At 62.4% G+C, this 22,836-nt stretch carries 28 protein-coding genes and 1 tRNA gene; 18 read left to right on the forward strand and 11 right to left on the reverse strand.

Annotated features, from left to right (window positions below):
• The first annotated feature begins 57 nt into the window (after positions 1–57).
• Complete coding sequence (locus tag ACH9L7_RS04050) at positions 58–1,491, forward strand: alpha/beta hydrolase family protein (protein ID WP_396612454.1); 1,434 nt, start codon at positions 58–60, stop codon at positions 1,489–1,491.
• Between the two features lie 24 nt (positions 1,492–1,515).
• Here ACH9L7_RS04050 and thrS read toward each other — a convergent pair whose 3' ends face one another.
• Positions 1,516–3,447 (reverse strand): threonine--tRNA ligase, encoded by a 1,932-nt coding sequence (thrS, locus tag ACH9L7_RS04055; protein WP_396612455.1) that lies wholly within the window; start codon positions 3,445–3,447, stop codon positions 1,516–1,518.
• 161 nt (positions 3,448–3,608) lie between these two features.
• On the opposite strand from thrS, the gene malQ reads away from it, so the two are divergent.
• The 6 genes from malQ to ACH9L7_RS04085 all read left to right on the forward strand — a co-directional run bounded on the left by malQ (position 3,609) and on the right by ACH9L7_RS04085 (position 9,255).
• Entirely contained in the window at positions 3,609–5,099 is a 1,491-nt protein-coding gene (gene malQ / locus ACH9L7_RS04060) for a 4-alpha-glucanotransferase (RefSeq protein WP_396612456.1), read from the forward strand.
• Between the two features lie 100 nt (positions 5,100–5,199).
• Complete coding sequence (locus ACH9L7_RS04065) at positions 5,200–6,207, forward strand: NAD(P)H-dependent flavin oxidoreductase (RefSeq protein ID WP_396612457.1); 1,008 nt, start codon at positions 5,200–5,202, stop codon at positions 6,205–6,207.
• Positions 6,208–6,336: 129 nt separating this feature from the next.
• Positions 6,337–6,759 (forward strand): GerW family sporulation protein, encoded by a 423-nt coding sequence (locus ACH9L7_RS04070; RefSeq protein WP_396612458.1) that lies wholly within the window; start codon positions 6,337–6,339, stop codon positions 6,757–6,759.
• Between the two features lie 69 nt (positions 6,760–6,828).
• Positions 6,829–7,773 carry a mechanosensitive ion channel family protein gene (locus ACH9L7_RS04075; protein WP_396612459.1) on the forward strand — a complete coding sequence of 315 codons (945 nt, stop codon included), beginning with the start codon at positions 6,829–6,831 and terminating at the stop codon, positions 7,771–7,773.
• Between the two features lie 78 nt (positions 7,774–7,851).
• A complete protein-coding gene (locus tag ACH9L7_RS04080) occupies positions 7,852–8,766 on the forward strand; it encodes a DNA-3-methyladenine glycosylase family protein (protein ID WP_396612460.1) in 915 nt (304 codons plus the stop codon).
• A gap of 66 nt (positions 8,767–8,832) precedes the next feature.
• On the forward strand, positions 8,833–9,255 hold the full coding sequence (locus tag ACH9L7_RS04085; RefSeq protein WP_396612461.1) for a DUF555 domain-containing protein: 423 nt from the start codon (positions 8,833–8,835) through the stop codon (positions 9,253–9,255).
• Between the two features lie 147 nt (positions 9,256–9,402).
• Here the strand turns inward: ACH9L7_RS04085 and ACH9L7_RS04090 are convergent, their stop codons facing one another.
• Positions 9,403–9,639, reverse strand: a complete 237-nt coding sequence (locus ACH9L7_RS04090) for a UPF0058 family protein (protein ID WP_396612462.1) — start codon at positions 9,637–9,639, stop codon at positions 9,403–9,405.
• Positions 9,640–9,892: 253 nt separating this feature from the next.
• Between ACH9L7_RS04090 and ACH9L7_RS04095 the strand changes: the two genes are divergently transcribed.
• Positions 9,893–10,300 (forward strand): translation initiation factor IF-2 subunit beta, encoded by a 408-nt coding sequence (locus ACH9L7_RS04095; RefSeq protein ID WP_396612463.1) that lies wholly within the window; start codon positions 9,893–9,895, stop codon positions 10,298–10,300.
• Positions 10,301–10,322: 22 nt separating this feature from the next.
• Here the strand turns inward: ACH9L7_RS04095 and ACH9L7_RS04100 are convergent, their stop codons facing one another.
• From ACH9L7_RS04100 to ACH9L7_RS04135, 8 genes are all read right to left on the reverse strand, one after another.
• Positions 10,323–10,502, reverse strand: a complete 180-nt coding sequence (locus ACH9L7_RS04100; protein ID WP_396612464.1) for a hypothetical protein — start codon at positions 10,500–10,502, stop codon at positions 10,323–10,325.
• Between the two features lie 90 nt (positions 10,503–10,592).
• Positions 10,593–11,591 carry a transcription initiation factor IIB family protein gene (locus ACH9L7_RS04105; protein ID WP_396612465.1) on the reverse strand — a complete coding sequence of 333 codons (999 nt, stop codon included), beginning with the start codon at positions 11,589–11,591 and terminating at the stop codon, positions 10,593–10,595.
• Between the two features lie 227 nt (positions 11,592–11,818).
• Positions 11,819–12,802 carry a magnesium/cobalt transporter CorA gene (corA, locus tag ACH9L7_RS04110; RefSeq protein WP_396612466.1) on the reverse strand — a complete coding sequence of 328 codons (984 nt, stop codon included), beginning with the start codon at positions 12,800–12,802 and terminating at the stop codon, positions 11,819–11,821.
• Complete coding sequence (locus tag ACH9L7_RS04115) at positions 12,799–12,951, reverse strand: hypothetical protein (protein WP_396612467.1); 153 nt, start codon at positions 12,949–12,951, stop codon at positions 12,799–12,801. Before ACH9L7_RS04115 ends, corA begins: the two co-directional genes overlap by 4 nt.
• A 57-nt stretch (positions 12,952–13,008) precedes the next feature.
• Positions 13,009–13,659 carry a DUF6517 family protein gene (locus ACH9L7_RS04120; RefSeq protein WP_396612468.1) on the reverse strand — a complete coding sequence of 217 codons (651 nt, stop codon included), beginning with the start codon at positions 13,657–13,659 and terminating at the stop codon, positions 13,009–13,011.
• Between the two features lie 63 nt (positions 13,660–13,722).
• Complete coding sequence (locus ACH9L7_RS04125; RefSeq protein WP_396612469.1) at positions 13,723–14,094, reverse strand: hypothetical protein; 372 nt, start codon at positions 14,092–14,094, stop codon at positions 13,723–13,725.
• Between the two features lie 103 nt (positions 14,095–14,197).
• A complete protein-coding gene (locus ACH9L7_RS04130; protein ID WP_396612470.1) occupies positions 14,198–14,620 on the reverse strand; it encodes a hypothetical protein in 423 nt (140 codons plus the stop codon).
• Entirely contained in the window at positions 14,617–14,751 is a 135-nt protein-coding gene (locus ACH9L7_RS04135) for a hypothetical protein (protein ID WP_396612471.1), read from the reverse strand. Before ACH9L7_RS04135 ends, ACH9L7_RS04130 begins: the two co-directional genes overlap by 4 nt.
• A gap of 101 nt (positions 14,752–14,852) precedes the next feature.
• Here ACH9L7_RS04135 and ACH9L7_RS04140 point away from each other — a divergent pair, with 101 nt between their 5' ends.
• The 6 genes from ACH9L7_RS04140 (at position 14,853) to ACH9L7_RS04165 (ending at position 18,905) form a co-directional block, all read left to right on the forward strand.
• Complete coding sequence (locus ACH9L7_RS04140) at positions 14,853–15,692, forward strand: NOP5/NOP56 family protein (RefSeq protein ID WP_396612472.1); 840 nt, start codon at positions 14,853–14,855, stop codon at positions 15,690–15,692.
• Entirely contained in the window at positions 15,689–16,327 is a 639-nt protein-coding gene (locus tag ACH9L7_RS04145; RefSeq protein WP_396612473.1) for a fibrillarin-like rRNA/tRNA 2'-O-methyltransferase, read from the forward strand. The genes ACH9L7_RS04140 and ACH9L7_RS04145 overlap by 4 nt, the downstream gene beginning before the upstream one ends.
• Before the next feature lie 113 nt (positions 16,328–16,440).
• Complete coding sequence (locus ACH9L7_RS04150; protein ID WP_396612474.1) at positions 16,441–17,517, forward strand: glutamate--cysteine ligase; 1,077 nt, start codon at positions 16,441–16,443, stop codon at positions 17,515–17,517.
• An 88-nt stretch (positions 17,518–17,605) separates the two neighbouring features.
• On the forward strand, positions 17,606–18,070 hold the full coding sequence (locus ACH9L7_RS04155; protein ID WP_396612475.1) for a helix-turn-helix domain-containing protein: 465 nt from the start codon (positions 17,606–17,608) through the stop codon (positions 18,068–18,070).
• A 91-nt stretch (positions 18,071–18,161) separates the two neighbouring features.
• Positions 18,162–18,665, forward strand: a complete 504-nt coding sequence (locus tag ACH9L7_RS04160; RefSeq protein WP_396612476.1) for a phosphopantetheine adenylyltransferase — start codon at positions 18,162–18,164, stop codon at positions 18,663–18,665.
• A gap of 30 nt (positions 18,666–18,695) precedes the next feature.
• Positions 18,696–18,905, forward strand: coding sequence for a hypothetical protein (locus ACH9L7_RS04165; RefSeq protein ID WP_396612477.1), 210 nt, complete (start codon positions 18,696–18,698; stop codon positions 18,903–18,905).
• Between the two features lie 40 nt (positions 18,906–18,945).
• Here the strand turns inward: ACH9L7_RS04165 and ACH9L7_RS04170 are convergent, their stop codons facing one another.
• Positions 18,946–19,254, reverse strand: a complete 309-nt coding sequence (locus ACH9L7_RS04170) for a transcription initiation factor IIB family protein (protein WP_396612478.1) — start codon at positions 19,252–19,254, stop codon at positions 18,946–18,948.
• Positions 19,255–19,331: 77 nt separating this feature from the next.
• On the opposite strand from ACH9L7_RS04170, the gene ACH9L7_RS04175 reads away from it, so the two are divergent.
• From ACH9L7_RS04175 to ACH9L7_RS04190, 4 genes are all read left to right on the forward strand, one after another.
• Positions 19,332–20,597 (forward strand): PQQ-binding-like beta-propeller repeat protein, encoded by a 1,266-nt coding sequence (locus ACH9L7_RS04175; RefSeq protein ID WP_396612479.1) that lies wholly within the window; start codon positions 19,332–19,334, stop codon positions 20,595–20,597.
• 55 nt (positions 20,598–20,652) lie between these two features.
• A tRNA-Leu gene (locus tag ACH9L7_RS04180) sits at positions 20,653–20,735 on the forward strand.
• A 48-nt stretch (positions 20,736–20,783) separates the two neighbouring features.
• On the forward strand, positions 20,784–21,944 hold the full coding sequence (locus ACH9L7_RS04185; RefSeq protein WP_396612480.1) for a tyrosine-type recombinase/integrase: 1,161 nt from the start codon (positions 20,784–20,786) through the stop codon (positions 21,942–21,944).
• A 6-nt stretch (positions 21,945–21,950) separates the two neighbouring features.
• Positions 21,951–22,511, forward strand: coding sequence for a hypothetical protein (locus tag ACH9L7_RS04190; RefSeq protein WP_396612481.1), 561 nt, complete (start codon positions 21,951–21,953; stop codon positions 22,509–22,511).
• Positions 22,512–22,836: the final 325 nt, after the last annotated feature.

The raw sequence follows: 22,836 nt of genomic DNA on the forward strand, positions 1-22,836 counted from the left end.
CACTCCCCTCTCTAATTCGGGCCTAGGGTCAATATCGCGTCACACGTAGCACAGACTATGGACCACCTCGAAACGCCGGCAGTGCATCGACTGCTCACCTCGCCCGCCGGTCGCCTCCTCACGTCTCGGCCCTTCGAGGCGTTCAAGACGCGAATGCTTCCGCGCGAATTCGGTGTCGTTCGCGCTCGGGCCGCCGCGGACGTAGCACTCGGGGCGGGACCGGAAGCGTTCCTCCGAGAAGTCGACGCACCGCCCGCACCGCACTTACACGACCGAATCGAACGCGCGCTGGCCGAGTACGCCCGCATTCGCGACGCGTACGACGAGACGATGGCCCGCTGGAACAGCGTCTTCTGGGGCGACTACGAATCGCTCCCCGACGAGCGCGTCGCCATCGAACGCCAGCGGCGCGAAATCTCTCAGCAGCGCGCCAAACCGAGTTCCGTGTTCGGATTCCTCACTCGCGACCACTACGTTCCGTCCGTCAAGTTCGAGATTCCCGACCCGGACGACGCGCTGGTTCGGTGGCACCACGAACTCGCCGAACCCGAACGACTCTACGGCTTTTCGGAAACGCGGGCCAGTGAGGAGTTCCCCCGAATCGAGCGCTCTGCGACCGTTCGCGGACCCGGAACGGTCGAGTATCTCCTCCGGTTCACGTCGCCGTCGCCGCATTTCAGTGACGACGCGACTGCCCGAGTGTACGAACCGGCGGATGCGACCGACAACCTGCCGACGCTCATCTTCTACTCTGGGTGGGGGATGTTCGACGACCAACTCGTCTACTGGCCCGAAGAGGAGTACGTCGCGCGGAGACTCGCGCCGGAAGGTTATCGTGTCATCCTCCCGGACGCGCCGTGGCACGGGTGGCGCGAACCGCCGGGATACTACAGCGGCGAACCGTATATTGCCAAAGCACCTGTCGGCCTATTCACGCTCTATGCCGCCGCCGCGCTCGAAACTGGGGTGCTCGTCGATTGGGCACGGACTGAAGGCGCGCCCGTCGTCGGTGTCGGTGGCGTCAGTCTCGGCGGCATCATCGCACTCCATGTCGGCGGCTGGTGTGACGAGTGGCCGGAGTCGATGCGACCCGATGTGTTGTTCCCGGTCGGGATGCCCGGTGCTGTCGACCAGACACTCCTGTCGGGCGAACTGACGAGGCTTCTCGACATCGACAGCGCCCTCGACGCCGCCGGATGGACTGGCGACGCACTCCACGAGTTCGCACCGCTTCTCAACCCGCCGAAGACCCCGGATATTGACCCCGAACGCGTCTTCTCGTTTATTGGGTCGCAAGACGAGATGGCCCCGACGCGGACGGCGCGCGTCCTGCTCGACGAGTGGGGTGTCCCCGACTGGAATCGTCGGGAGTGGGACTGCGGACACTTCGGCGTCCTTTCGAACCTCATTCGCGGCGACGAGTTCCAACAGACCGTCAGACGCGAACTCGGGGCGGAGATGCGAGACGAACAAAAACGAGTGACCGCCTGAGTTCCGAAACGCGGGCGACTGCGCTTACTCCTCGTCTGCGAGGAAGTCGGGTTCGGCGCGCTTTTCGGCCGCTTCGGCCTGGAGGTGGTCGCGGAACTCCTCGACCGTCACGTCCTGTGCTTCGCGCTCCTTGCGGTCACGCACGGAGATGGTGCCGGCTTCTTCCTCGTTGCCGCCGACGATAATCATGTACGGGACGCGGTCGGTCTGCGCCTCGCGAATCTTCCGCCCGAGCGTCCACGAGCGGTCTTCGATGGTCACACGGAAGTCGCCGAGTTCGTACTGGAGCTTCTTCGCGTAGCCAATCTGGTCGTCCGAAATGGGCAGGATGCGGACCTGCTCGGGGGCGAGCCAGAAGGGGAATTTGCCGTTGTAGTGCTCGATGAGCACCATGAAGAACCGCTCGAAGGAGCCGTAGAGGGCGCGGTGAATCATCACCGGGCGGTGGTCTTCGTTGTCCTCGCCCGTGTACGAGAGTTCGAACCGCTCGGGCATGTTGAAGTCGAGTTGGACCGTCGGGCCGTCCCACTTGCGGCCGAGCGCGTCTTCGAACGCGAAGTCGATTTTCGGGCCGTAGAAGGCACCGTCACCGGCTTCGACGACGTAGTCCATCTTGGAGCTGTCGAGGACCGACTTGAGTTGGGACTCCGCTTGCTCCCAGATTTCGTCGGACCCGACGGACTTCTCGGGGCGCGTCGCGAGCGCGACTTCGTAGTCGAGGTCGAACGTCTCCAGCACTTCGAGGATGATGTCCATGATGTCCTCGACTTCCTGTTCGATCTGGTCGGGGCGGACGAACAGGTGGCCGTCGTCGATGGTAAACGCCCAGACGCGCGAGAGACCGGAAAGTTCGCCGCGCTGTTCCTTGCGGTAGACCTTCCCGTTTTCGGCGTAGCGAACCGGCAGGTCGCGATAGCTCCAACTGCCCTGCTTGAAGATGGTCGCGTGACCCGGGCAGTTCATCGGCTTCAGGCCGTACTCCTCGTCGTTCACGTCGAGGAGGAACATGTCGTCCTGATAGTTGTCGTAGTGGCCCGACTGCTTCCACAGTTCCGTCCGGAAGAGGTGCGGCGTCTCGACGTAGTCGTAGCCGTAGTCCTCGTTCAGGTCGCGGCCGTAGGTCTCCAGCGCCTGCAGAACCTTCTTTCCGTTGGGGTGGTACAGCGGCAGGCCCGGCCCCGTGACGCTCGGAATCGAGAACAGGTCGAGTTCCTGTCCGAGTTTGCGGTGGTCGCGCTCTTCGGCCTCGGCACGCATTTCGAGGAAGTCTTCGAGGTCGGATTCGGACTCGAAGGCCGTCCCGTAGACGCGCGTCAGCGTGTCGTTTTCCTCGTCGCCGCGCCAGTAGGCCGCAGAGATGTTGAGAAGCTTGACTGCGCCGATTTCGCCCGTCGATTCGACGTGCGGACCCTTACACAGGTCTTCGAACTCGCCCTGCTCGTAGAACGAGAGTTCGTCGTCGCCTGCGGCCTCGGTTTCGAGGATGTCGCGCTTGTAGGGGTTGTCGGCGTACTTTTCGAGCGCTTCCTCGCGGCCGATGAGGGTGCGCTCGATGTCGAGGTCTTCCTCGATGATGTTCCGCATCTCGTCTTCGATGGCTTCGAGGTTCTCCTGTTCGAGGTCGACGTTCGTCACGTCGTAGTAGAAGCCGTCGTCCGTCCACGGGCCGATGGTCAGTTTCGCCTCGGAGTGGAGTCGTTGGAGCGCCTGTGCGAAGACGTGGGCCGCCGAGTGGCGGAGTACGTCGAGATATTCGTCGGACTGGTCGGTGACGATGACGAGATTCGCGCCGTCGTGGAGCGGCGTCTCTTTGTCCACGAGTTCGCCATCGACGACGCCAGCAACGGTGTCCTTGCCGAGGCCGGGGCCGATTGCGAACGCGGCGTCTCGCACCGTTGCACCCTCCTCGACGGAGAGTTCCGTTCCGTCCGGGAGGATGACAGCGATATCACTCATACGCGCACGAAACCGACGGGGGAGAATAAGTGTTGTTGAGACGGGCGCGCGAGACGCGCTGACGGCCGCGAAATCGTGACATGTGATATCGTGGGACGGAACATGTGTGTGACCTGTCCCGACCCAAAGGACCAACTGGGTTGCACACCGAAGCAATTGGTATGCGATTCACCCGACAGAGCGGCGTCTTCATGCACGTCACCTCGCTTCCCGGCGTGCACGGCATCGGTGACCTCGGGGACGGTGCCCGCGCATTCATCGACTTCCTCGCGGATGCCGAGCAGTCGATGTGGCAGTTCTGCCCGCTCGGGCCAACCTCGCCCGCGCACGCGAACTCACCGTACCAGTCGTCGTCCTCGTTCGCCGGCAACCCACTTCTCGTAGACCTCACGGACCTCGAATCCCGCGGGTGGCTGACCGACGACGACCTCGAACCCGTGCCGGAGTTCGACGACCACGCCGTCGAGTACGAGCGTGTGGGCACTTACAAGCGCTCTCGGCTTCGAACCGCCTTCGACCGATTCGAAGCGGAGGCCCCCGAAGACGACCACGCCGCGTTCGAGGACTTCTGCGAGCGTGAAGCGGGGTGGCTCGACGACTACGCCCTGTTCGCGTCGCTGAAAGACGAGTTCGAAGGCGCGTGGATAGACTGGCCCGAGGAGTTGAAGACCCGCGACCCTGACGCGCTTGAACACGCCCGCGACGAACACGAACCCGAAATTCGCTACCGTAAGTTCGTCCAGTTCTGCTTCGACGAACAGTGGCGTGACCTCGCCGCCTACGCCGACGAGAAAGGCGTCACGCTCGTCGGTGACCTGCCCATCTACGTCGCCCTCGACAGCGCGGACGTGTGGGCCGCTCCTGAGGCGTTCGACCTGAACGACGACCACGAACCGGCAGTCGTCGCGGGTGTGCCGCCGAATCCAAACGACTCGGGACAGCGCTGGGGCAACCCTCTGTACGACTGGGACCACCTCCGAGAGAACGACTACGGCTGGTGGCTCGACCGCCTTCGCCGCCTGTTCGACCTCGTCGACGTGACCCGCATCGACCACTTCAAAGGCTTCGACGAGTACTGGGCCATCGACGCCTCCTCCGACGACCCCGCAAACGGCGAGTGGCGCGACGCGCCCGGTCACCACTTCTTCGAGGTAGTCGAGCGCGAACTCGGCGAACTCCCGTTCGTCGTCGAAGACCTCGGCTTCCTCGACCCGTCGCTCGTGGACCTCCGCGACCGCTTTGCCTTCCCCGGCATGCGCGTCCCGCAGTACGCCGACTGGTGCCGCGAGGGTGATATGTACCAACCGATGCACTACCCGGAGAACTCCGTCGCCTACACTTCGACTCACGACACCGACACCTTCATCGGCTACTACCAGTCGCTCGACGACCACACCCGTGACTGCCTGCACTACAACATCGGTGCCGACGGGTCCGAGATTCACTGGTCCATCATCGACGCCGTCTGGAACTCGGCGTCCGTCCTCGCGTTCACGACGATGCAGGACCTTCTCGGCCTCGACTCGCACGCCCGGTTCAACACGCCCGGCACGCAGGACGGAAACTGGGAATGGCGCGTCACCCGCGAAGGCCTCGAAGACGACGTTGCGGCCCGTCTCGCCGACCTCACGGACCTCCACATCCGGAACTGAGACTCGGGTCGGTTGCTTCGAGAGCGCACGGTATCTGACACTCTCGTTGTTCGTTTCACTAGAGTGAAGGACTTCACAGGAGTCAACTCAGGTATTCACAATGCCGTGTTTGTCAACGCCACTTACAGACGCACTCGAACTCGACGTACCGCTCGTCCAAGCGCCGATTGGGAGTGCGTCCTGTCCCGAACTAGCGGCCGCAGTCGCGGATGCTGGCGCGCTCGGTATGTTGGCTATCACGTGGCGAGACGAGGCGGAGACTCGTGCGGCCGTCTCCGAGACGGAGCACCGAACCGACGGCGTGTTTGGCGTCAACGTTGTCGCGGATCCGGACGCGAAAGACGTCCCAACGGAAGCGCACGTCGATATCTGTCTCAACGAGGGTGTTGACGTATTTTCGTTCTCGTTCGGCGACGCTGCCCCGTACGTCGAGCGGATTCACGACCACGGCGGCATCGTCATCCAGACGGTCGGGAGTACTGCGGAGGCGTCGGCCGCCGTCGATGTTGGCGTGGACATCCTCGTCGCACAGGGTTGGGAGGCGGGCGGCCACGTCCAAAGCGAGGTTGCGACCCTTCCGTTAGTGCCGCAAGTCGTCGACGCCGTTCCCGACACACCAGTTATCGCTGCTGGTGGTATCGCAGACGGGCGCGGAATCGCCGCTGTACTCTCCCTCGGGGCCGCGGGTGCGTGGCTCGGCACGCGATTTCTCGCAACTGAGGAGGCCAACGTCCACCGACTGTATCGACAGCGCGTTCTCGAAGCCGAGGAGACCGAGACAGTGTACGCTACGCTCTTCGACGAGGGGTGGCCTGGAGTTCCGCATCGGGTACTCGAAAATACGACCGTCTTGGAGTGGGACGCGGCGGGTCGCCCCGACAGCCAGCGTCCCGGTGAGGGAGAAGTCGTCGCGGAGACCAAAGACGGAACTCCCATTCACCGGTACGAAGATTCGCTTGCAGTTCCGGGAATGAAAGGCGATGTGGAGGAGGTGCCGCTGTACGCGGGCCAGAGTGCGGGATTGACCTACGAAACGCAAGCGGCCGATGAACTCGTAGAGAGACTCGCTGATGAAACAATTGAAGCGATAGTGCGGGTCTCACAGTAGTACGTCACGCCCCGATTTGGCTCTCCACCCGCTCTGCGGGCCGAGTGTGTAGGATTCGAAAACCCTGAATTTCCCGGTTTATGAGCACTCACAACGGTGATTATCTCGCTCCCTGACCTACATTCTCGTATGGCTTCCGAAGATGAGATTTCGAGCACGGTCGACGTCCCGCCGACTGAGACCGGGGCTCACGAGATAGACATCGAGACGACCGACCGGGAACTCCTCTCGTCGCTCGAATCAATCACCCAGACAGACGCCCGAACCGTCTACGGCGACCCCGTGACCGTCGGCGAGAAGACGGTCATCCCCGTCGCGCGCGTCGCGTTCGGAATGGGGATGGGCGGCGGGTCGGGAACCGACGAATCCGGCGCGGATGGCGGCGAAGGATTCGGTGGCGGTGGCGGTGCACAGGCCACCCCACTCGGTGTGGTCGAAGTGACCCCAGACGAGACGACTTTCATCAGATTCGCCGACCGCGGTCGACTCGCCAGAATCCTCGCGGTCGGAATCGCTATCGGACTGCTCGTCGGTCGGTTCCTCCGGCGGTAGTGCGAAAACGCGACTCTTGGGCCGCAGTCCGGCCACATCTTTTTCAGGCATCCGCCCGACGGCGACGGTATGTCTCGTCGTCTGGGTCTCGGTGCGTTCGTCACTGGTCTTCTCGCCGCCGTCCTCGCCGGGGTGATTCGGGCGACGACGCCGCTTTCGGACTTCGCGGTCCCGAACGCGGACGTTCTCCTCTCGAAGGGGCTCTCGGCGCTCGCCGTCGCGCTCGTCACCTACGGCATCTACCGTCTCGTGATGGCGGTGTTCGTTGTCCGTCTCCGGGACAGACGCCGCGCCTACGACGCCCGGAACGTCATCAGATTGGTTTTGGGACTCGTCGCGCTCGTCGGCGTCCTCGGCGCGTTCACAGAGCAGTGGCTCGGCGTCCTCGTCTCGTTCGGCGTCATCGGATTCGCCGTCACGTTCGCGCTTCAGCAACCGATTCTCTCGCTCATCGGGTGGGTCTACATCGTCATCAAGCGCCCGTACGCCGTCGGCGACCGGGTCACGGTTGCGGGCGTCTCCGGCGACGTTGCGGAAGTCGACTTCCTCGTGACGACGCTCTGGGAGGCCGGTGGTCCGCTCGCGTCGAACCAACCGACCGGCCGGACGGTCACGGTGCCGAACTCGCTCGTCCTCTCGTCGGAAGTTGTCAACCACGGTGACCTGTTCAATCGCGTCTGGGCTGAAGTCCCCGTACAGGTCGCCTACGAGACGGACCTCGGGTTCGTCCGTGAGGTGATGCTGGAGGTGGCCGAATCGGAGCTCGGAGACGACATGCGGGCCGCCCTGCGCCGGTATCGACGCCACCTCGACAACTCGCCCCTGGAGTTGGACGTGGCGGACGGTCCAACAGTCAACCTCTCACAGGAGGAGTCGTGGGTCGTTCTCAGGCTTCGCGTCCTCGTCCCGCCGACCCGAGGCCAGCGCATCCGAAACCGTCTGTACGAGCGTATCCTCACAAAGCTAACCGAACATCCGGAGCGCGTGCAGTTCCCCGCGGGTCGCAACCGCTGAGACTCGGTCGCAGACACATCTGCCGGTCATCGTGCTCGCATCGAAACCCGCAAATCCCCCGCGCCCAAGGTGGAAGCGATGGAAACGGGTGTCATCGACCTCGCAGACCTCGACGGCGCGTTCGACCTCCAATCGACGCTGGAGAGCGGCCAGTCGTACCTCTGGGACCGGCCTGACGGCCGGATGTACGAGCGAGACGCGGCCTACGGCGGCGACGCGTGGTACCAGACAATCGTTCCGCCGCTCGACGGCGTCTCAGAAGAGTCGGCCGTTGTCAGAGTTCGCCAGCGAAACGGGACGTTGGAGTGGGAATCGACGACCGACGCAGTTCCGATTCTGACGCACTTGCTTCGCCTCGACGACGACCTCGATGCGATTTACGACGCGATGCCGGACGACCCGCTCGTCCAGTGCGCCTTCGACGCCTATGCGGGCATGCGGCTCGTCCGTGACCCACCGTTCGGGTGTCTTATCTCCTTTATCTGCTCGGCACAGATGCGTGTCTCGCGTATCTTCGGGATGCAAGAGCGCCTCCGCGAGACCTACGGCGAGGCAGTCGAGTTCGACGGCGACACCTACTATGCGTATCCGACCGCGGAACGACTCGCTGAGACCTCCGAGGACGAACTTCGCGATCTCAGCCTCGGCTATCGCGCGCCCTACGTCCAGCGGACAGCAGAGATGGTTGCGACGGGCGAGGCCGCACCGGCAGACGCGCGCGGGCGCGACTACGAAGACGCGCGAGACTACCTCACCACTTTCGTCGGTGTCGGAGACAAGGTCGCCGACTGCGTGCTTTTGTTTTCGCTCGACTACCTCGAAGCGGTACCGCTCGACACGTGGATTCGTTCGGCCATCGCCGACCACTATCCCGACTGCGACTGCGGGAACTACGTGGACACGTCGCGGGCGATTCGCGAGCGTCTCGGCGGTCCGTACGCAGGCTACACCCAGACCTACGTCTTTCACTACCTCCGGTCTGGCGGCGAGTAAGCGCTCGTCGAACTACTCACTGGGCAAGAAGGTTGATGCTCTTTGCGCCACAATCTCATACCAATCATGGACTGCAGAGTCGTCGTCGAAGCCGCGGTCCCGGTGTACGACGTTGAGAACGAAGACGAGGCGATTCGCATCGCCATCGCCAAGACGGGTGAGATGCTCAACCCGGACCTCAACTACGTCGAAATCAACATGAGGACGTGGGTCACTCCCGGCGGAGAAGAACTCCCTCCGGCGTTTATCGCCGCGGATGAGGCTCTCGTCGCCCTCGAACTGGAGATGACCGTGTTCAACGTCGAGCAGGAAGAACACGCGTCTCGAATCGCCCGAAAGGAAATCGGGCAACGACTCGAAAACGTCCCGCTGAAAGTGCTCTCCGTCGAGGTTCTCGAAGAGGAAGAAGAAGAGGAAGAAACGCAACCCGATGGAAGCGGTGGCGGTGACACCATCCCCGACTTCGACGACCTCGTCAAAGACGACTGACCCACCTGCGTCCGTCGCCAAGACTCGTCGGCCCACATCCAAGTCTTTCGTATTGGTTCTCGGCTTAGCAGTGTACTAATCCACAGAGAGAGCAATCGCTCGTCGGTCGTAGCTTCGGGAGGAGAACGCGTAGTCTCTGTCTTCGGTTCAGTCGGCTTGTGGGGCGACGGGCTCCGGTTCAGCCTCTTGCATCGCTCCAGTGATTCCTTTTGCTATCTTAAACACGGCTGCTTTGTGGTCGGTCTTGGATTTGTGGATAGATGTCGGTCGGACACCGAGAGAATTGTATTCGACGAGTTCAATCTCTTCATCTTCCCATGCTTCCATCTGCGTGTGTACCTCGGCGAGCAGGCCGTGCAGGTGGATGAGTTCCTGCTTCTTCATGAGCAACGCTGGCTTGAAACCGGAGGGATATAGTATTATCTTGAGTCACGTTAGCATGCAACTTTCTTAAACGCCCGATTATCGGGGTTTCAGGCGAAATTAAGTGTTAGTTCATTTTCAATTAGTTTCATGTTTCATGTTGCAGTTCGAAAATTTAGTCGAATTCTCCGGAGGCCTTTATACCGATATGTACCGCGCGCTCTCCCGCGCATCTGGCGTGAACGTTTTAGGCGGCGGTACGAGTATGTCGGATATGGGCTACGAAGACCACCTCGACCGCGCGCTCTCGGAGACGCCGGACACGGCCGACCGGGGTGACCGCTTCTCCGTTCCGGACCCGGTCGTCCGCCAAGAAGGGAACGTCACGGTCTACGAGAACTTCGCGGACACACACGACACGCTGGCACGGGAGGCTAATCACGTGCTAACGTTCCTCCAGTCCGAACTGGGGACGAGTGCCCAGATAGACGCGAAAGGTCGCGCACGCTTTACCGGGTCGTTCAAACAGCGCCGCGTCGCCAACGCTATCGACGAGTACGTCGAGTCGTTCGTCCGCTGTACCGAGTGCGGGTCGCCGGACACGCGCCTCGTCACCGAACAGGGTGCGAAAGTCATGAAGTGCGACGCGTGTGGCGCGCTTTCGGCGATTCCTGACCTGTAAAAAGCCGTACCGACTCGTTTTACTATTCGAATTGCTTGAGCGTCTGGAGGTCACGCTCCGTCCGCATGAACTCGGCAGTGCGCCGAGTCGTTCCGCATTCCTGACACGAGAAATTGTCGCGATGGGGAGGAAGGTCAGTCGGAGTAGTCTCCCAGTCCTTTCCACATTCGGGGCACAAGAGTCGGACGAATGCTTCGACCATACCCCGATATGCTCTGGGAGTGCGGATAAATCTTGTTACGGGCTCGCATAATAAAGAAAAATTCCCATCCACCGGGTCCACCACGAACGCTTACGCCAGTGCGTTTCCGTCTTGCACTTCGAGCAGTTCTTTGTAGCGGTTGCGGATGGTCACCTCGGAGATATCCGCCACCTCCGAGACCTGGCTCTGCGTCACCTTCTCGTTGGTGAGAAGGGCGGCCGCGTAGACCGCTGCCGCGGCGAGGCCGACCGGCGATTTACCGGAGTGGACGCCCGTGTCTTTCGCGCCGCGGAGCAGCTGTCGTGCCTGTCGCTCGGCCTCGTCGGAGAGACCGAGTTCGCTGGCAAACCGCGGGACGTACTGTTCGGGGTCAGCGGGCTTGATTTCGAGCTTTAGTTCGCGGACGATGTAGCGGTACGTCCGGGTGAGCTCCATCTTGTCGACGCGGGAGACCTTCTCAAGTTCGTCGAGCGACCGGGGAGTCCCGACCATGCGTGCGGACGCGTAGAGTGCCGCCGTGGCGACACCCTCGATGGAGCGACCGGGGAGCAAGTCGTCGTTGAGGGCGCGGCGGTAGATGACCGAGGCGGTCTCGCGGACGTTCTCCGGGAGACCGAGGGCCGAGGCCATGCGGTCGATTTCGCCGAGTGCCTGCTTCAGGTTGCGCTCTTTGGAGTCGCGGGTGCGGAAGCGTTCGTTCCATGTGCGGAGGCGCTGCATCTGCTCGCGCTGCCGCGGCGACAGGGACTTGCCGTATGCGTCTTTGTTCTGCCAACCGATGTTGGTCGAAAGCCCCTTGTCGTGCATCATTTTGGTCGTCGGCGCGCCGACGCGGGACTTGCTGTCGCGCTCGGCGGCGTCGAATGCACGCCACTCAGGGCCGCGGTCGACGACGGTGTCTTCGACGACGAGGCCACACTCTCGGCAGACGGTCTCACCGTGTTCGTCGTCTTGGACGAGGTCGCCGCCACACTCGGGGCAGACCTGTTCTTCTTCGTCTGCCCGCTGCGATTCGTCTCGCTCGGACTCAGATACGTCTTGAGCCGTTGCGTCTTTGCTGTACGTTCGGGTGGTGGTGGTGTCAGTCATTATGATCGGGGGGCGCGGACACGTCTCGGCCGGTAGAAATGAAAAAGACGAAAGGGTAATCCGGCTAGGAGTGTCCTTACCAGTAGTAAGTTTGGGAAGTATTTAAGCCTTTCTCCGTTGTGCGAGCGAAAATCGAACGAAGAAAGCGTTGTGTCGGAACAAATCGGACGAGAAACGGTGTCACACTCCGATTCATAACGTATTTTTAATTCTTTCGTTCAGGGGGGTTACAGCCACCGCTCGCGTCGGAAGTAGGCGAGGAGAATCCCCGAGACGGCAGCTATGCCGAGCATGGTTGCGACGTATCCGTATTTCCAGCCGAGTTCCGGCATATTGAACGGAGAGGCTGCGGGGTCGAAGTTCATACCGTAGACGCCCACGACGAGCGTGAGCGGGAGGATGATGGTCGCGACGACAGTTAGCGTCTTCATCACCTCGTTCGTCGATTGCGAGAGCGAGTTGAGGTACATCTCGCGGGTCCCGCGGGCGAGGTCACGGTAGGTCTCGGTGAGGTCGACCAGTTCGACGAGGTGGTCGTACACGTCGCGGTAGTACTTCTCAGTCGGTTGCCTGACGTACTCCGTGTCGCCGCGAGCGAGTACCGCCGCCGCTTCGCGGGTTGGCCAGACCGTCTTCCGAAACGAGAGGAGGTCGCGACGAACCGCGTTCAATTCCTCCAGAACCGATTGGTCGGCCCCTTCGAAGACGATGTCTTCGATAGTCTCTATTTCTTCGCCCACGCTGTCCAGCAAGTCGAAGTAGCCATCGACGATTCGGTCGACGACGCGGGAGGCCACGAAGTCCGGCCCGAACCGGAGCAACCGCTGTTCTTCGCTTTCGATGGCGTCCCACACGCGGTCAACTGGCGGGAGCTCACGTCGCGTGAGCGTGACCAGCCAGTCGTCGCCGAAGCAGAGCCCGACGGGTTGTGTTCGAACCTCTTCTTCGAACGGTTGGTCGCCCTTCCGCAATGCCGCGATTCGAACGAGGACGAAGGTGTATTCGAGGTACTCTTCGGTTTTGGGCCGGACATCGTTTCGAACGTCTTCGACGGTGAGGGGGTGGATACCGAACGCCTCGGCGACGCGAGCGAAGTCGGACTCCGATGTGGCACGAACCCACGTGGTCCCGTCGGCGTCGCGGGCCGTGCCCAACTCCGCTGCGGGATAGGTGGTCACACCACCGTCGTCGTAGACGAGTGCGGATATCACGTGTTACCTCCGACGGCCCAGAGGGTGATACCGACCATGAGCGCGGTCACGGAGAATGCACGTCCCGGATACGCGACGAAGATGCCGCCCGCGTAGCCGACTATCCCAAGACCAGTCACGGCTATCCCAGCGGTTCGTATGCGACTCATAGACACACCGACCAGCGGCGACGAGAAAAAGTCTCGCTCGCTGTTGCTTTCGAAGGACTACGCTTCCGCCGGGTGTTCGACCGAGCGCATCAGTTCGAGGACGTTCGCTTCCTCGTCGTCGAGTTGCTGCGGGTAGAGGCCGAGCGCGACGATGAAGTCCTCGTTGTGGCGGACCTTCGTCACGTGGACGTAGACATCGAGTTCTTGGCCCTTGATTCGGGCGGTCGCGCTGTACTTCGTCACGTTCGCGGTCGTTCCGAGCATCTGGACGTTCCGGGTACTCACCTGCTCGACGTTGCTGAGGCCCTGATAGCGACTCTGGATGAGGCCGACCAACTGGTCGTTCGAGTAGTCACCGATAGGGTTCAGCGTCTTGCCCGCGACTTCCGCGGCAGGCGTCGAGATGACGCTGAACACGCCGAGTTTAACGTCGCCGAACAACCCGAGGTCCATCGACTTCTCGTACGTGGTGACGTGGTTGCTCGCGACGACTTTCCGCTCCTGTCCGGCGACGGAGAACGACCGGTTGACTTCGAGCGTCTGCGTCCCGTTCGTCTTGTATCCCGCATCGGACGCGACAGTAGCGTCAGCGGCGGCGGGTTCGGACGAGAGTTTGAGCGGTTCGTCTCCGGTCAGCACGCCGAGACACCCGCTCGTGACGACGAGCAGCGCGAGTGCGGCGACAGTTACGAAACGTCTAGTAGTCATTACCGGTCGTTCCGCGCCGTCGGCTATAAGTTCCGGGGCTTGACTGTCCCAAACTCCGGGTCGTCAGTCTACAACCCCTCGAGACTGGTTCTCTCGGTGGATGACGCGGCGACTGTAGAGATAATATGCCGGAGCGACGAACGGAAGCGTCAGGGCGGCACCGAACCAGGCGTGACGCGAAAAGCCCCAGTCGATGTCTTGCTTCCGGAGTGATTTGATGTCGCCCCGGATGAGGCCAGCGTAGAACAGGTGGGTGACGAGGTAGACCGCGAACGCTGACTCGGGGCCGATAAACAGCGAGGCGCCGAGGAAGATGATGAGACCGATACCGTAGATGACGGGAATAACGCCACGGTAGCGCCCGCTGACCGCCCGGTTTCTCTTCTTGCGCTCGCGTTCGACCGCCCGCCCACGGCGGTACTCGTCGGTACTCATGCCCGAATCGACGTACTGGTGCCGAAAAAGTGATTCGCTCGTGAGTACTCTCCCGCCGGTCGTCCACCTCCGACGGTAGCAGAGACGCTCGACCGTCCAGACATTAGCCCAGATACTTCACGTCGACTTCGTGCGGTCCGTCGTCCGTTGAAATCGAGACTCGCTCGCGGAGGTGGTTGCGAACCGCTTTTCGCCACTGGGAGACCGCCTCGGTGTGGCGCTCGTGGTGGTCGTCGATGTCGTACGGGTCGGGACGCGTCTCGTGCGTCTCTGGATACGACGGGACCGTCTCGTCGAGAAACAACTCCGGCGAGAGATGCAGTGGCGACGGCTCTCCGTAGTCGGTCGCTTCCCCACCAGCGAGATGAATCCGCGCCCGCATTCGCCCGTAAAACGGCGGCGTCACACGGAGGACAGCCTCACGGCCGCTCCGACGATTCGTTTCGAGAGCAGCAACGAGGTCTTCGGTCGTCACTGCAAGCGAACGAATGTCAGTCGGGTCCGACGAGGTTCGCGGCCCGCTCACCCACCGGCCAGGTGGCGATTCGTCGCCGACCCGGGTCGCAGTTCTCCTTCACAATTTGGACAGGTCGCTCGGTACGACGACGCACTCACCGTTGTCCGACAGTCGCGGCAGACGTACGATGTCCGTTCCATCGAATACCCGTTGGAACTAGAATGTGTTAAACGTTACCACAACACTGTGTGACGGTCGTCGGTCCGAGTCCTTTTACGTGGACGGGGCACAACCCGCCATCATGACAGACGCATGGTTCGCCGGTGTGGACCCAGACGACTCCGTTGCAGGAGTGGCACGGGTCCGTGAGGGGCGTGCGGACGCTCCCGCGGACTGGCCTGCGGAGGCCGTCGAACACGGGTTCGCGGCCGACGAATCGGAGTACTACGCGACGCTCCGCGAGGCGACCATCGAAGCCGCACGTGCGGCGGTCGCCGAGCGAGAGGGCGCAGACGACGTACAACTCACGCACGCGGTTCGCGCCATGGACGACGCCGAACGAACCGCCAACGAACTCGCCGAGCGAGTCGTCGAGTGGGCGGGAACGCTCTACGACGACGTTCCTCGGGGCCTCGATGGCGTCCGCGACATCGCCGACCGCAACCCGACGACGCCCGCGGAAGAACGGGTCGTCTCGTACGCGACGCGAGCGGTCGACCTGCTCGACGAGCGCGACGAACTCCGGGCGTTCATCGAGGAGCGCGCCCCCTCGGCCGCGCCGAACCTCGCCGAGATGGCCGGTCCCGTCCTCGCGGCCCGGCTTATCTCGCTCGCTGGCGGTCTCGATAAACTCGCCAAGTCCCCAAGTGGGACCGTGCAGGTCCTCGGGGCCGAAGACGCGCTGTTCGCCCACCTGAGCGGCCGGGCGTCGTCACCGAAACACGGCGTCATCTTCACCCACGAGTACGTCCACGGGACGCGACCGGAAGACCGCGGGTCGGCCGCGCGCGCCTTCGCCGGAAAGCTCTCTATCGCCGCCCGAATCGACCACTATTCCGGCGACTACCGGCCGGAGATTCACGCGGAACTCGCCGACCGCATCGAAACGATTCGCGCCCGCGCCGAGGAGGAAGACCAATGAGCGACGACCTTCCCACCGGCGTCGAGCGTCGGACCTACGACGGCCGCGAGCGACTCGCCACGAAGGGCGCGCGGGTGTACGGCGAACCAATCGATTCTGACGGGTGGCGCGCGTGGGACGCTGGCCGGTCGAAACTCGGTGCGATGCTCGAACTCGGCATGGACACCGGCCTCGAAGGCGGCGAGACGGTACTGTATCTCGGTGCCGCGTCGGGCACGACTGTCTCGCACGTCGCCGACTTCGCCGGGCCGACCTACGCCGTCGAGTTCGCGCCCCGGCCGGTTCGTGACCTCGTCGGCGTCGCAGAGGACCGCGACAACCTCTTTCCGCTCCTGAAGGACGCCCGCGACCCCTCGTCGTACGCCCACGTCGTCGAATCTGACGTGGACTGTCTCGTGATGGACGTTGCGACCCGCGGGCAGGCGACAGTCGCCGTCCGAAACAAGCAGTTCTTGGCCGACGATGGACGGCTTCTAATGGCCGTCAAGGCCCGCAGCGAGGACGTGACCGCCGACCCGGACGACGTGTTCGACGATGTGGTTTCCGACCTTGAACCCGAGTACGAGATTCTGGAGACTGCACGACTCGACCGGTTCCACGCGGACCACCTCGGCATCGTTGCCCGTCCAAAATAGCCGTAGATGGCCTCAAGTGCCAGATTAGAGGAGGTACTCCGGTGATTCCGGTTTGGCGAACGGATCGCCGGGGTCCACGACGTTTTTAATTCGGCGACTCTAACCGCGTTTCGATGGAACTTGGGTCGGCGGACGCCTTCGAACGGATGGGTACACTCGGTGTCGAAGAAGAGTTCTACATCGTCGATGCCGACGGCCGGCCGGTGTCAGGCACCGACGACCTCGTCTACGGTCCGACGCCGCCGGAACCGCTCGACGGTCGCATCGACCACGAGTTGTTCCAGTTCACAATCGAGACACAGACGCCCCTCATCGAGGACCCTGCGAACGCCGCCGACGCCATAACCACGGTTCGGGACGCGCTCGTCGAACACGCGTCGAATCAGGGCTACCGAATCGCCGCTGCCGGTCTCCACCCAGCGGCGAAGTGGCGGGAACTCGACCACGCGACGAAACCGCGATATCGGGCGCAACTCGACCGCATTCAGTATCCACAGCACCGAAACACGACCGCCGGACTCCACGTCCACGTCGGCGTCGACGACGCTGACAAGGCCATCTGGATTGCCAACGAACTCCGCTGGTATCTCGCGCCGCTGTTGGCGCTCTCTGCGAACTCTCCGTTCTGGAATGGATTCGACACCGGACTTGCATCCGCGCGGGCCAAGATTTTCGAGAACCTGCCCAACACGGGGATGCCGACCGCGTTCGACGACTTCGAGGACTTCCAGACGTTCGAGCGCCGGATGGTCGAACACGGGTCTATCGACGACAGGGGCGAACTCTGGTTCGACGTTCGGCCGCACACCGGTCACGGGTCAGTCGAGATTCGAACGCCCGATGCACAGACCGACCCCGAGAGAGTGGCCCACTTCGTCGAGTACGTCCACGCGCTCGTGTTGGACCTCGCAGACCGATACGAGTCGGGCGAGGACAGACACAACATCCGCCGCGAACTCCTCGACGAGAACAAGTGGCGAGCGACGCGATACGGCCGAGATGCCAGCTTTATCGCGCCCGACGGCGACGGCGTCGTCTCTCTCGAATCGTTCGTCGAGTCCGAATCGGACCGTCTCGGCGTCTCCGGCCTGCGAACCCTCTTCGATTCCGAGTCTGGGGCCGACATTCAGCGCCGCATCCACGCGGAGTCCGGTCTCGACGCACTGTGTGAGTACCTCACTCTCGAATAACCCAAATTCTGCGGGTGTGAGGTTCACACTGCGGGTCTGACGAGAAACATTTTTTACCGCCTGTGTTTTGTCCTTTCCCGTAGCACAAATGCCTGCGAATCAGACCAGCGGGGAGCACGCAGAGTCGGCGGACGAGAAACACGACGATGGCGCGACGGACCGCGCCGTCTCCGAGTTCGACGACGGGTTGGTGGACCTACTCGCGTGGATTCTCGACACCGAGACGCGGGCGCGCATCTACGTGTACCTCCGGAAGAACCCCCACTCGACGAGCGAAGAAGTCGCGGAAGGAACCGGTCTCTACCCGAGCACCGTCCGCGAGGCGCTGGCTGAACTCGCCGACGACGAGACGGTCGACCGACGCAAGCGAAAGAGTTCCGGCGCGGGGAACAACCCCTACGAGTACGTCGCGATTCCGCCGAGCGACCTGGTCAAGGACGCCGTCGGACAGGTCCAAGAGCAACTGAACGCCGTGTTCAATCTCGACCGCCGTCTCGGCACCGACTGCTCCGATGAGACCGAACCCGTCTCGATTACCGTCCGCGAAGAGTAATCTTCGGGCTGGTTCGACTCTACGTAAACTCCAGCAAATTTCCTTCCAGTAACCCGACCCGCTTAAGTTGTGGGGCCACCACCCCGAGTGTATGCACGTCGCGCTGGGCGGGACGTTCGACCCTGTCCACGATGGACATCTCGCGCTCTTCGAGCGCGCTTTCGAGTTGGGCGACGTTACGGTCGGACTCACGAGTGACGAACTCGCACCGAAGACGCGCCACGTCGACCGCTACGTCCGCCCGTTCGAAGACCGGAAGGCCGACCTCGAAGCCGAACTGGAACCGCTGGCCGACGAGTACGGCCGCGACTTCGAGGTTCGGAAACTCGAAGCCCCGACCGGCATCGCAACCGAACCGGGATTCGACGCGCTCATCGTCTCTCCGGAGACACGCGAGGGCGGCGAGAAGGTCAACGAGATTCGTCGAGAACGCGGCCTCAAACCCCTCCAAATCGAGGTCGTCGACCACCTCCCCGCCGAAGACGGAAAGCGAATCTCCTCGACGCGAATCGTAATGGGCGAAATCGACCGCCACGGAAACCTCACGCCCGAACGAGATGGTCGCGGCCGAACCCCTCCCAGCGCCGACGAATAGTTTTCCTACGTTGTCGCTGTAGTGTCAGTCATGCGCCACCCGTTGTTCGCGAGCTTCGCCGTCGGACTCGTCACGGCCTTCGTCGTCGGTATCGGCGTCACAGAAGTCGCATCGCGCTGGATTGCCTTCTCGCTCTTCGTCGGTATCCCCGCCGAATTCGTCGCTGGACTCCTCGCTCTCGCTGTGACATACGCCGTCCTCACGCGAAAGGTGGCACCGGTTCCAGAGACGACCGAGTAGTGTCGCTCCGTCAGTTCGCGGCGTCCGCGGCGTTGTCTCCTCACCAACTCGGAGGACGGAACCCGGCCTCGCGGAGCAGGTCTTTCCACCGCTGTTGGATGCTGAGTCGGGACACGTCCATCGCGTCGGCGACGGCGCTCTGTGAGCGTTCGTCGCCCGCGATGAGGGCACCGGCGTAGAGGCTCGCTGCGGCGACGGCGTTCTTCGAGCGGTCTTCATCCGGGAGTTGCGAGAGAAACAGGTCCGAGGCGAACGACCGGGCCTCGCTGCCGAGTTCGAGACTGTCGGCCGCGGCGTCGATGTTGGCCAACCACTCTTCGTTGTCTCGTTGGTCTCGGGCGCTGTACATAGTCGGCGTTGCGGCCGGTCGTACATAACAACGACGGCGGACGAACGTTGATTTGTCAGCGGGGTGAATACACGACAATGGTCTCCCGACGCGCATTCCTCGCCACGCTCCTCAGCGGGACGGCGGGATGTACGGGCCTTGTTCCTTCCAGTTCGACGACGACCGACGAACCGCCCACGACTCGTCGGACTCAGTCGCCGACAGAGACCACAAAATCCACGGAGACGACAACAACCCCAGAAGATACAACAGGCACTCCAGAAGACGCGGCAGCAACCCAGTGCGGCGCTCAGTGGGACCCCACCGTCGAGTGGTCGGTCAACACGAAGTTACGAGTATTTCAGCCCGCGGTCGCAGACGGCGTCGTCTACGCGGGGAGTCACAACCAGCTACTGTACGCCGTCGACGCAGCCACTGGCACAGTCCTGTGGAAGACCCACGCAAACGTGGCCTTCGGGGCTTCACCAACGGTTTCGGGGCAGACGCTCACCTTTGGCGGCTACAGCCGAATCGCCAGGTACGACACGACGACCGGCGACCGGGTCTGGTCGTTCACTCCGCCGGGCGACCGTGCCTCGCTCTCCGAACAACACGCGACCGACGGCGAGACCGTCTACGTCGGTGCCTCACAGCGCCCGACGCCGCAGACCGATCCGGAGCCGACGTACGACCGCGTGTATGCACTTGACCTGACCGAGGGAACGACGCTGTGGCAGACCTCGATTGGCGGTGACGACCGAGACGCGTGGGCGGTCCCGGAGGCGGTTACGGCAGCATTGGGCCGCGTGTACGTCGCCACCGAACAAGGTGAACTCGTGGTTCTCGACGCGGCGGACGGGTCGATTCGCTGGCGACGGCGGTTCGGTGAGAGCCGAGACAGAGCTGACCGACCTGTCGTCTTCGATGGGATACTCTACCAGTCGGTCGGTGACATGACCTACGCCCTCGACGCCACGACTGGCGAGAGTTTGTGGTACGACAGCGGGGACTACCCGCCTGCTGTCACGGAGGGCGCTACCTACTTTGCTCACGACTCGACAGTCGAGGCTCACTCCCCCGCCGACGGGTCGGTCTGGTGGTGTGCTCGGTTCCCCTGTGATGGAGTTGGCGGGACACCCGCTGTCAGCGACGGCGTCGTCTACGTCCCGGTTGGCTGCCACGAGTCGAACGCCGCCGTCTACGCCCTCGATGCGACTGATGGGTGTCGTCTCGGGTCGTTCGAGGTCGAATCCGACGACGTGACGACGCCGGTCGTCGGTGACGAGTCGGTGTACGTGGGCGGCCTTTCCGGGTCGGCAAAGCTGTGGTCCCTCTCCGCTGCCGCCGTTCGCGACTCCTCGTGACGTTTATATGGTGGTACGGGAAACGTGGCGGTGGAGGGCGAAACCGCCCTATTGCGCGCGGGTAGCCAAGTGGCCAAAGGCGCAGCGCTTAGGACGCTGTGGTGTAGACCTTCGCAGGTTCGAATCCTGTCCCGTGCATACGACGGCTCCGCCGTCGTTCGATTTTCGCTTCGGCAGGAAACCAACATGGAAGACCTGCCAATCATGCTCTCGCGCTGTAGCGTATTCACCAACGGGGAGTTAGACACAGAACGCCCCATACCTGTGGTGCCAAAATCGCACGACGGCGTACTGAACGAGAAACAACTCGTAGACTACAAAGATAGGAGAGTTCGATTCCTGTCATGGCTGTTGAAGGTTGGAAAGTACCCAGACAAGGCCGAAGGGTACTCGCCATACACCGTTTACTCGACGGCGTACCGAACCGCGCGCTTCGACCTGTGGCTCTGGGAGCAGAAGAACGAGTACACGTACCCGCCTCAGTCCGATGACGCCACCGCCTACATGGACTGGTTGGCGCTCTCTGATAAGAGCCAAGTGACGAAGGGGAAGGCACAGGAAGGCCTCCAGCACCTTTCGAAGTGGCTCCACCACGAGTACGGTTACGACGAGTGGGAGTTCGAGTACTCTTTCGACGGCTCTGGCGGCAATCACCAGCCGCAGGACTTCCTCACGCGTGAAGAACGCCGCGCCATCCGACAGGCGGCACTCAACGAGGGAAACATCCCTGCCTACGGCTCTCTCACCGCAGAGGAGCGGAACGGATGGAAACTCTACATCTCGAACGCCCTCGGGAAGGCGTACGAGGATGTCATGCGCGAGGACTGGGACGAAGTGAACGGGTGGGAAGTCACTTCGCTCGTTTGGACCAGTCTCGACGCCGGTCTTCGCCCCAACGAGGTCCGAAACGCCCGGACAGAGTGGGTGGACACGAGGAACGGCATCCTCCGAATCCCGAAAGACGAGTCCTCGAAGAACGAGGGTAACTGGACCGTCAGTCTGACGGAGCGAACCGCAACGGCGCTGTCTCGCTGGCTGGAGGAACGGGAGCAGTATGAGAGGTACGAGGGAACTGACGCACTCTGGCTGACGAGTCACGGGAACCCTCACGGTTCAGGTAGCCTTCGGAGGTTACTGCACCGACTCTGCGACCAAGCCGGTATCGAGACGGCGAACCGGAAGATGTCGTGGTACACAATTCGGCACTCTGTGGGGACGTACATGACCAAGGAGCGGGACCTCGCCGCGGCGAAGGCCCAACTTCGCCACAAGAACCCCATGACGACGATGAAGTACGACCAAGTACCCGTAGAAGACCGTCGGGATGCTCTCGACAGGATGGGGTAACATCCGATGACGTCGCCGACGAAGCCCCACCGGAACGCGGAGCGAGTCGTCAAGTGTCCCGTGGACGGTTGCGAGGCCGAGAAGTTGAGTCGCGGGATGCATCTCCACGTTCTCCGGAGTGTTGGAGACGGGCACGGACCACAGGGAGAAATCCCCGAGCATCTCAACTTCGAAAATCTGGAGGAGGTCGGAACGCGAGAGGTCGAAGTTAACTACCCAGAGGAGCGGAAGACCGAGTCGGTCGCCCGGCTCTGTCCGTACTGTGGGAAACCGTTCAAAGGGAAACACGGGGTGTTAATCCATCTCGGACAGATTGAGGGTCGGAAGAATCACCCCGCCAACGCCTCCGAGGTCCACGAGCCGGACGACTTCCCCGTGGTTGAACTCGATGAGGCCGAGAACGTCGTCGCCGTTGTTGAGGGTCGGATGCCGTCTTCGGCGGGGAACTGGCCCTACGAGGAGAGCATCCCAGTCGAACGGGTGTACCGCCTCATCGCGGAGTTGCTGGCGGAGGGGAACCCCGAGATGGCGGCGAGAGCGCGAACTCAACTGCTCGCCATTGACTGACTGAGAACTCGTTCTGAAACGACGGACAGGAGCATGGATTTCCACGCTCCAGTCCTCCGTTCGCCCTACCGGAACGGCGGGACACAACCGAGGGTCAAACAGCCCCCAGCTTAGATGTCTCGTCGGTCTCGATAAATTCAAGCAACAATTCTTTGCCTACCTCTCTTCACTCGATTATGACTGACTCGCGCAACATCTCTCAAAGCCTTGTCATTTTCACAGTTAGCACGTGGTCGTGCTTACTATCATGCACGAGTTCGGGCTTTCGTTGGTGTAGCAACCAAGTGCAGAAACGCGACCGATGAACTGAGGTCCTGAAGCGGCG

Source organism: Haloferax sp. S1W (assembly GCF_044593955.1).
Taxonomy (GTDB): domain Archaea; phylum Halobacteriota; class Halobacteria; order Halobacteriales; family Haloferacaceae; genus Haloferax.

Excerpts from the sequence above, each read along its gene's own strand:
- ACH9L7_RS04170 (WP_396612478.1), bottom strand. The coding sequence starts at position 19,254 with ATGTACAGCGCCCGAGACCAACGAGACAACGAAGAGTGGTTGGCCAAC.
- ACH9L7_RS04175 (WP_396612479.1), top strand. The coding sequence starts at position 19,332 with ATGGTCTCCCGACGCGCATTCCTCGCCACGCTCCTCAGCGGGACGGCG.
- ACH9L7_RS04155 (WP_396612475.1), top strand. The coding sequence starts at position 17,606 with ATGCCTGCGAATCAGACCAGCGGGGAGCACGCAGAGTCGGCGGACGAG.
- ACH9L7_RS04165 (WP_396612477.1), top strand. The coding sequence starts at position 18,696 with ATGCGCCACCCGTTGTTCGCGAGCTTCGCCGTCGGACTCGTCACGGCC.
- ACH9L7_RS04145 (WP_396612473.1), top strand. The coding sequence starts at position 15,689 with ATGAGCGACGACCTTCCCACCGGCGTCGAGCGTCGGACCTACGACGGC.
- thrS (WP_396612455.1), bottom strand. The coding sequence starts at position 3,447 with ATGAGTGATATCGCTGTCATCCTCCCGGACGGAACGGAACTCTCCGTC.
- ACH9L7_RS04050 (WP_396612454.1), top strand. The coding sequence starts at position 58 with ATGGACCACCTCGAAACGCCGGCAGTGCATCGACTGCTCACCTCGCCC.
- ACH9L7_RS04135 (WP_396612471.1), bottom strand. The coding sequence starts at position 14,751 with ATGGAACGGACATCGTACGTCTGCCGCGACTGTCGGACAACGGTGAGT.
- ACH9L7_RS04065 (WP_396612457.1), top strand. The coding sequence starts at position 5,200 with ATGCCGTGTTTGTCAACGCCACTTACAGACGCACTCGAACTCGACGTA.
- ACH9L7_RS04100 (WP_396612464.1), bottom strand. The coding sequence starts at position 10,502 with ATGGTCGAAGCATTCGTCCGACTCTTGTGCCCCGAATGTGGAAAGGAC.
- ACH9L7_RS04090 (WP_396612462.1), bottom strand. The coding sequence starts at position 9,639 with ATGAAGAAGCAGGAACTCATCCACCTGCACGGCCTGCTCGCCGAGGTA.
- ACH9L7_RS04075 (WP_396612459.1), top strand. The coding sequence starts at position 6,829 with ATGTCTCGTCGTCTGGGTCTCGGTGCGTTCGTCACTGGTCTTCTCGCC.
- ACH9L7_RS04115 (WP_396612467.1), bottom strand. The coding sequence starts at position 12,951 with ATGAGTCGCATACGAACCGCTGGGATAGCCGTGACTGGTCTTGGGATA.
- ACH9L7_RS04160 (WP_396612476.1), top strand. The coding sequence starts at position 18,162 with ATGCACGTCGCGCTGGGCGGGACGTTCGACCCTGTCCACGATGGACAT.
- ACH9L7_RS04105 (WP_396612465.1), bottom strand. The coding sequence starts at position 11,591 with ATGACTGACACCACCACCACCCGAACGTACAGCAAAGACGCAACGGCT.
- ACH9L7_RS04185 (WP_396612480.1), top strand. The coding sequence starts at position 20,784 with ATGGAAGACCTGCCAATCATGCTCTCGCGCTGTAGCGTATTCACCAAC.
- ACH9L7_RS04140 (WP_396612472.1), top strand. The coding sequence starts at position 14,853 with ATGACAGACGCATGGTTCGCCGGTGTGGACCCAGACGACTCCGTTGCA.
- malQ (WP_396612456.1), top strand. The coding sequence starts at position 3,609 with ATGCGATTCACCCGACAGAGCGGCGTCTTCATGCACGTCACCTCGCTT.
- ACH9L7_RS04070 (WP_396612458.1), top strand. The coding sequence starts at position 6,337 with ATGGCTTCCGAAGATGAGATTTCGAGCACGGTCGACGTCCCGCCGACT.
- ACH9L7_RS04095 (WP_396612463.1), top strand. The coding sequence starts at position 9,893 with ATGGGCTACGAAGACCACCTCGACCGCGCGCTCTCGGAGACGCCGGAC.
- ACH9L7_RS04150 (WP_396612474.1), top strand. The coding sequence starts at position 16,441 with ATGGAACTTGGGTCGGCGGACGCCTTCGAACGGATGGGTACACTCGGT.
- ACH9L7_RS04125 (WP_396612469.1), bottom strand. The coding sequence starts at position 14,094 with ATGAGTACCGACGAGTACCGCCGTGGGCGGGCGGTCGAACGCGAGCGC.
- ACH9L7_RS04085 (WP_396612461.1), top strand. The coding sequence starts at position 8,833 with ATGGACTGCAGAGTCGTCGTCGAAGCCGCGGTCCCGGTGTACGACGTT.
- ACH9L7_RS04120 (WP_396612468.1), bottom strand. The coding sequence starts at position 13,659 with ATGACTACTAGACGTTTCGTAACTGTCGCCGCACTCGCGCTGCTCGTC.
- ACH9L7_RS04080 (WP_396612460.1), top strand. The coding sequence starts at position 7,852 with ATGGAAACGGGTGTCATCGACCTCGCAGACCTCGACGGCGCGTTCGAC.
- ACH9L7_RS04190 (WP_396612481.1), top strand. The coding sequence starts at position 21,951 with ATGACGTCGCCGACGAAGCCCCACCGGAACGCGGAGCGAGTCGTCAAG.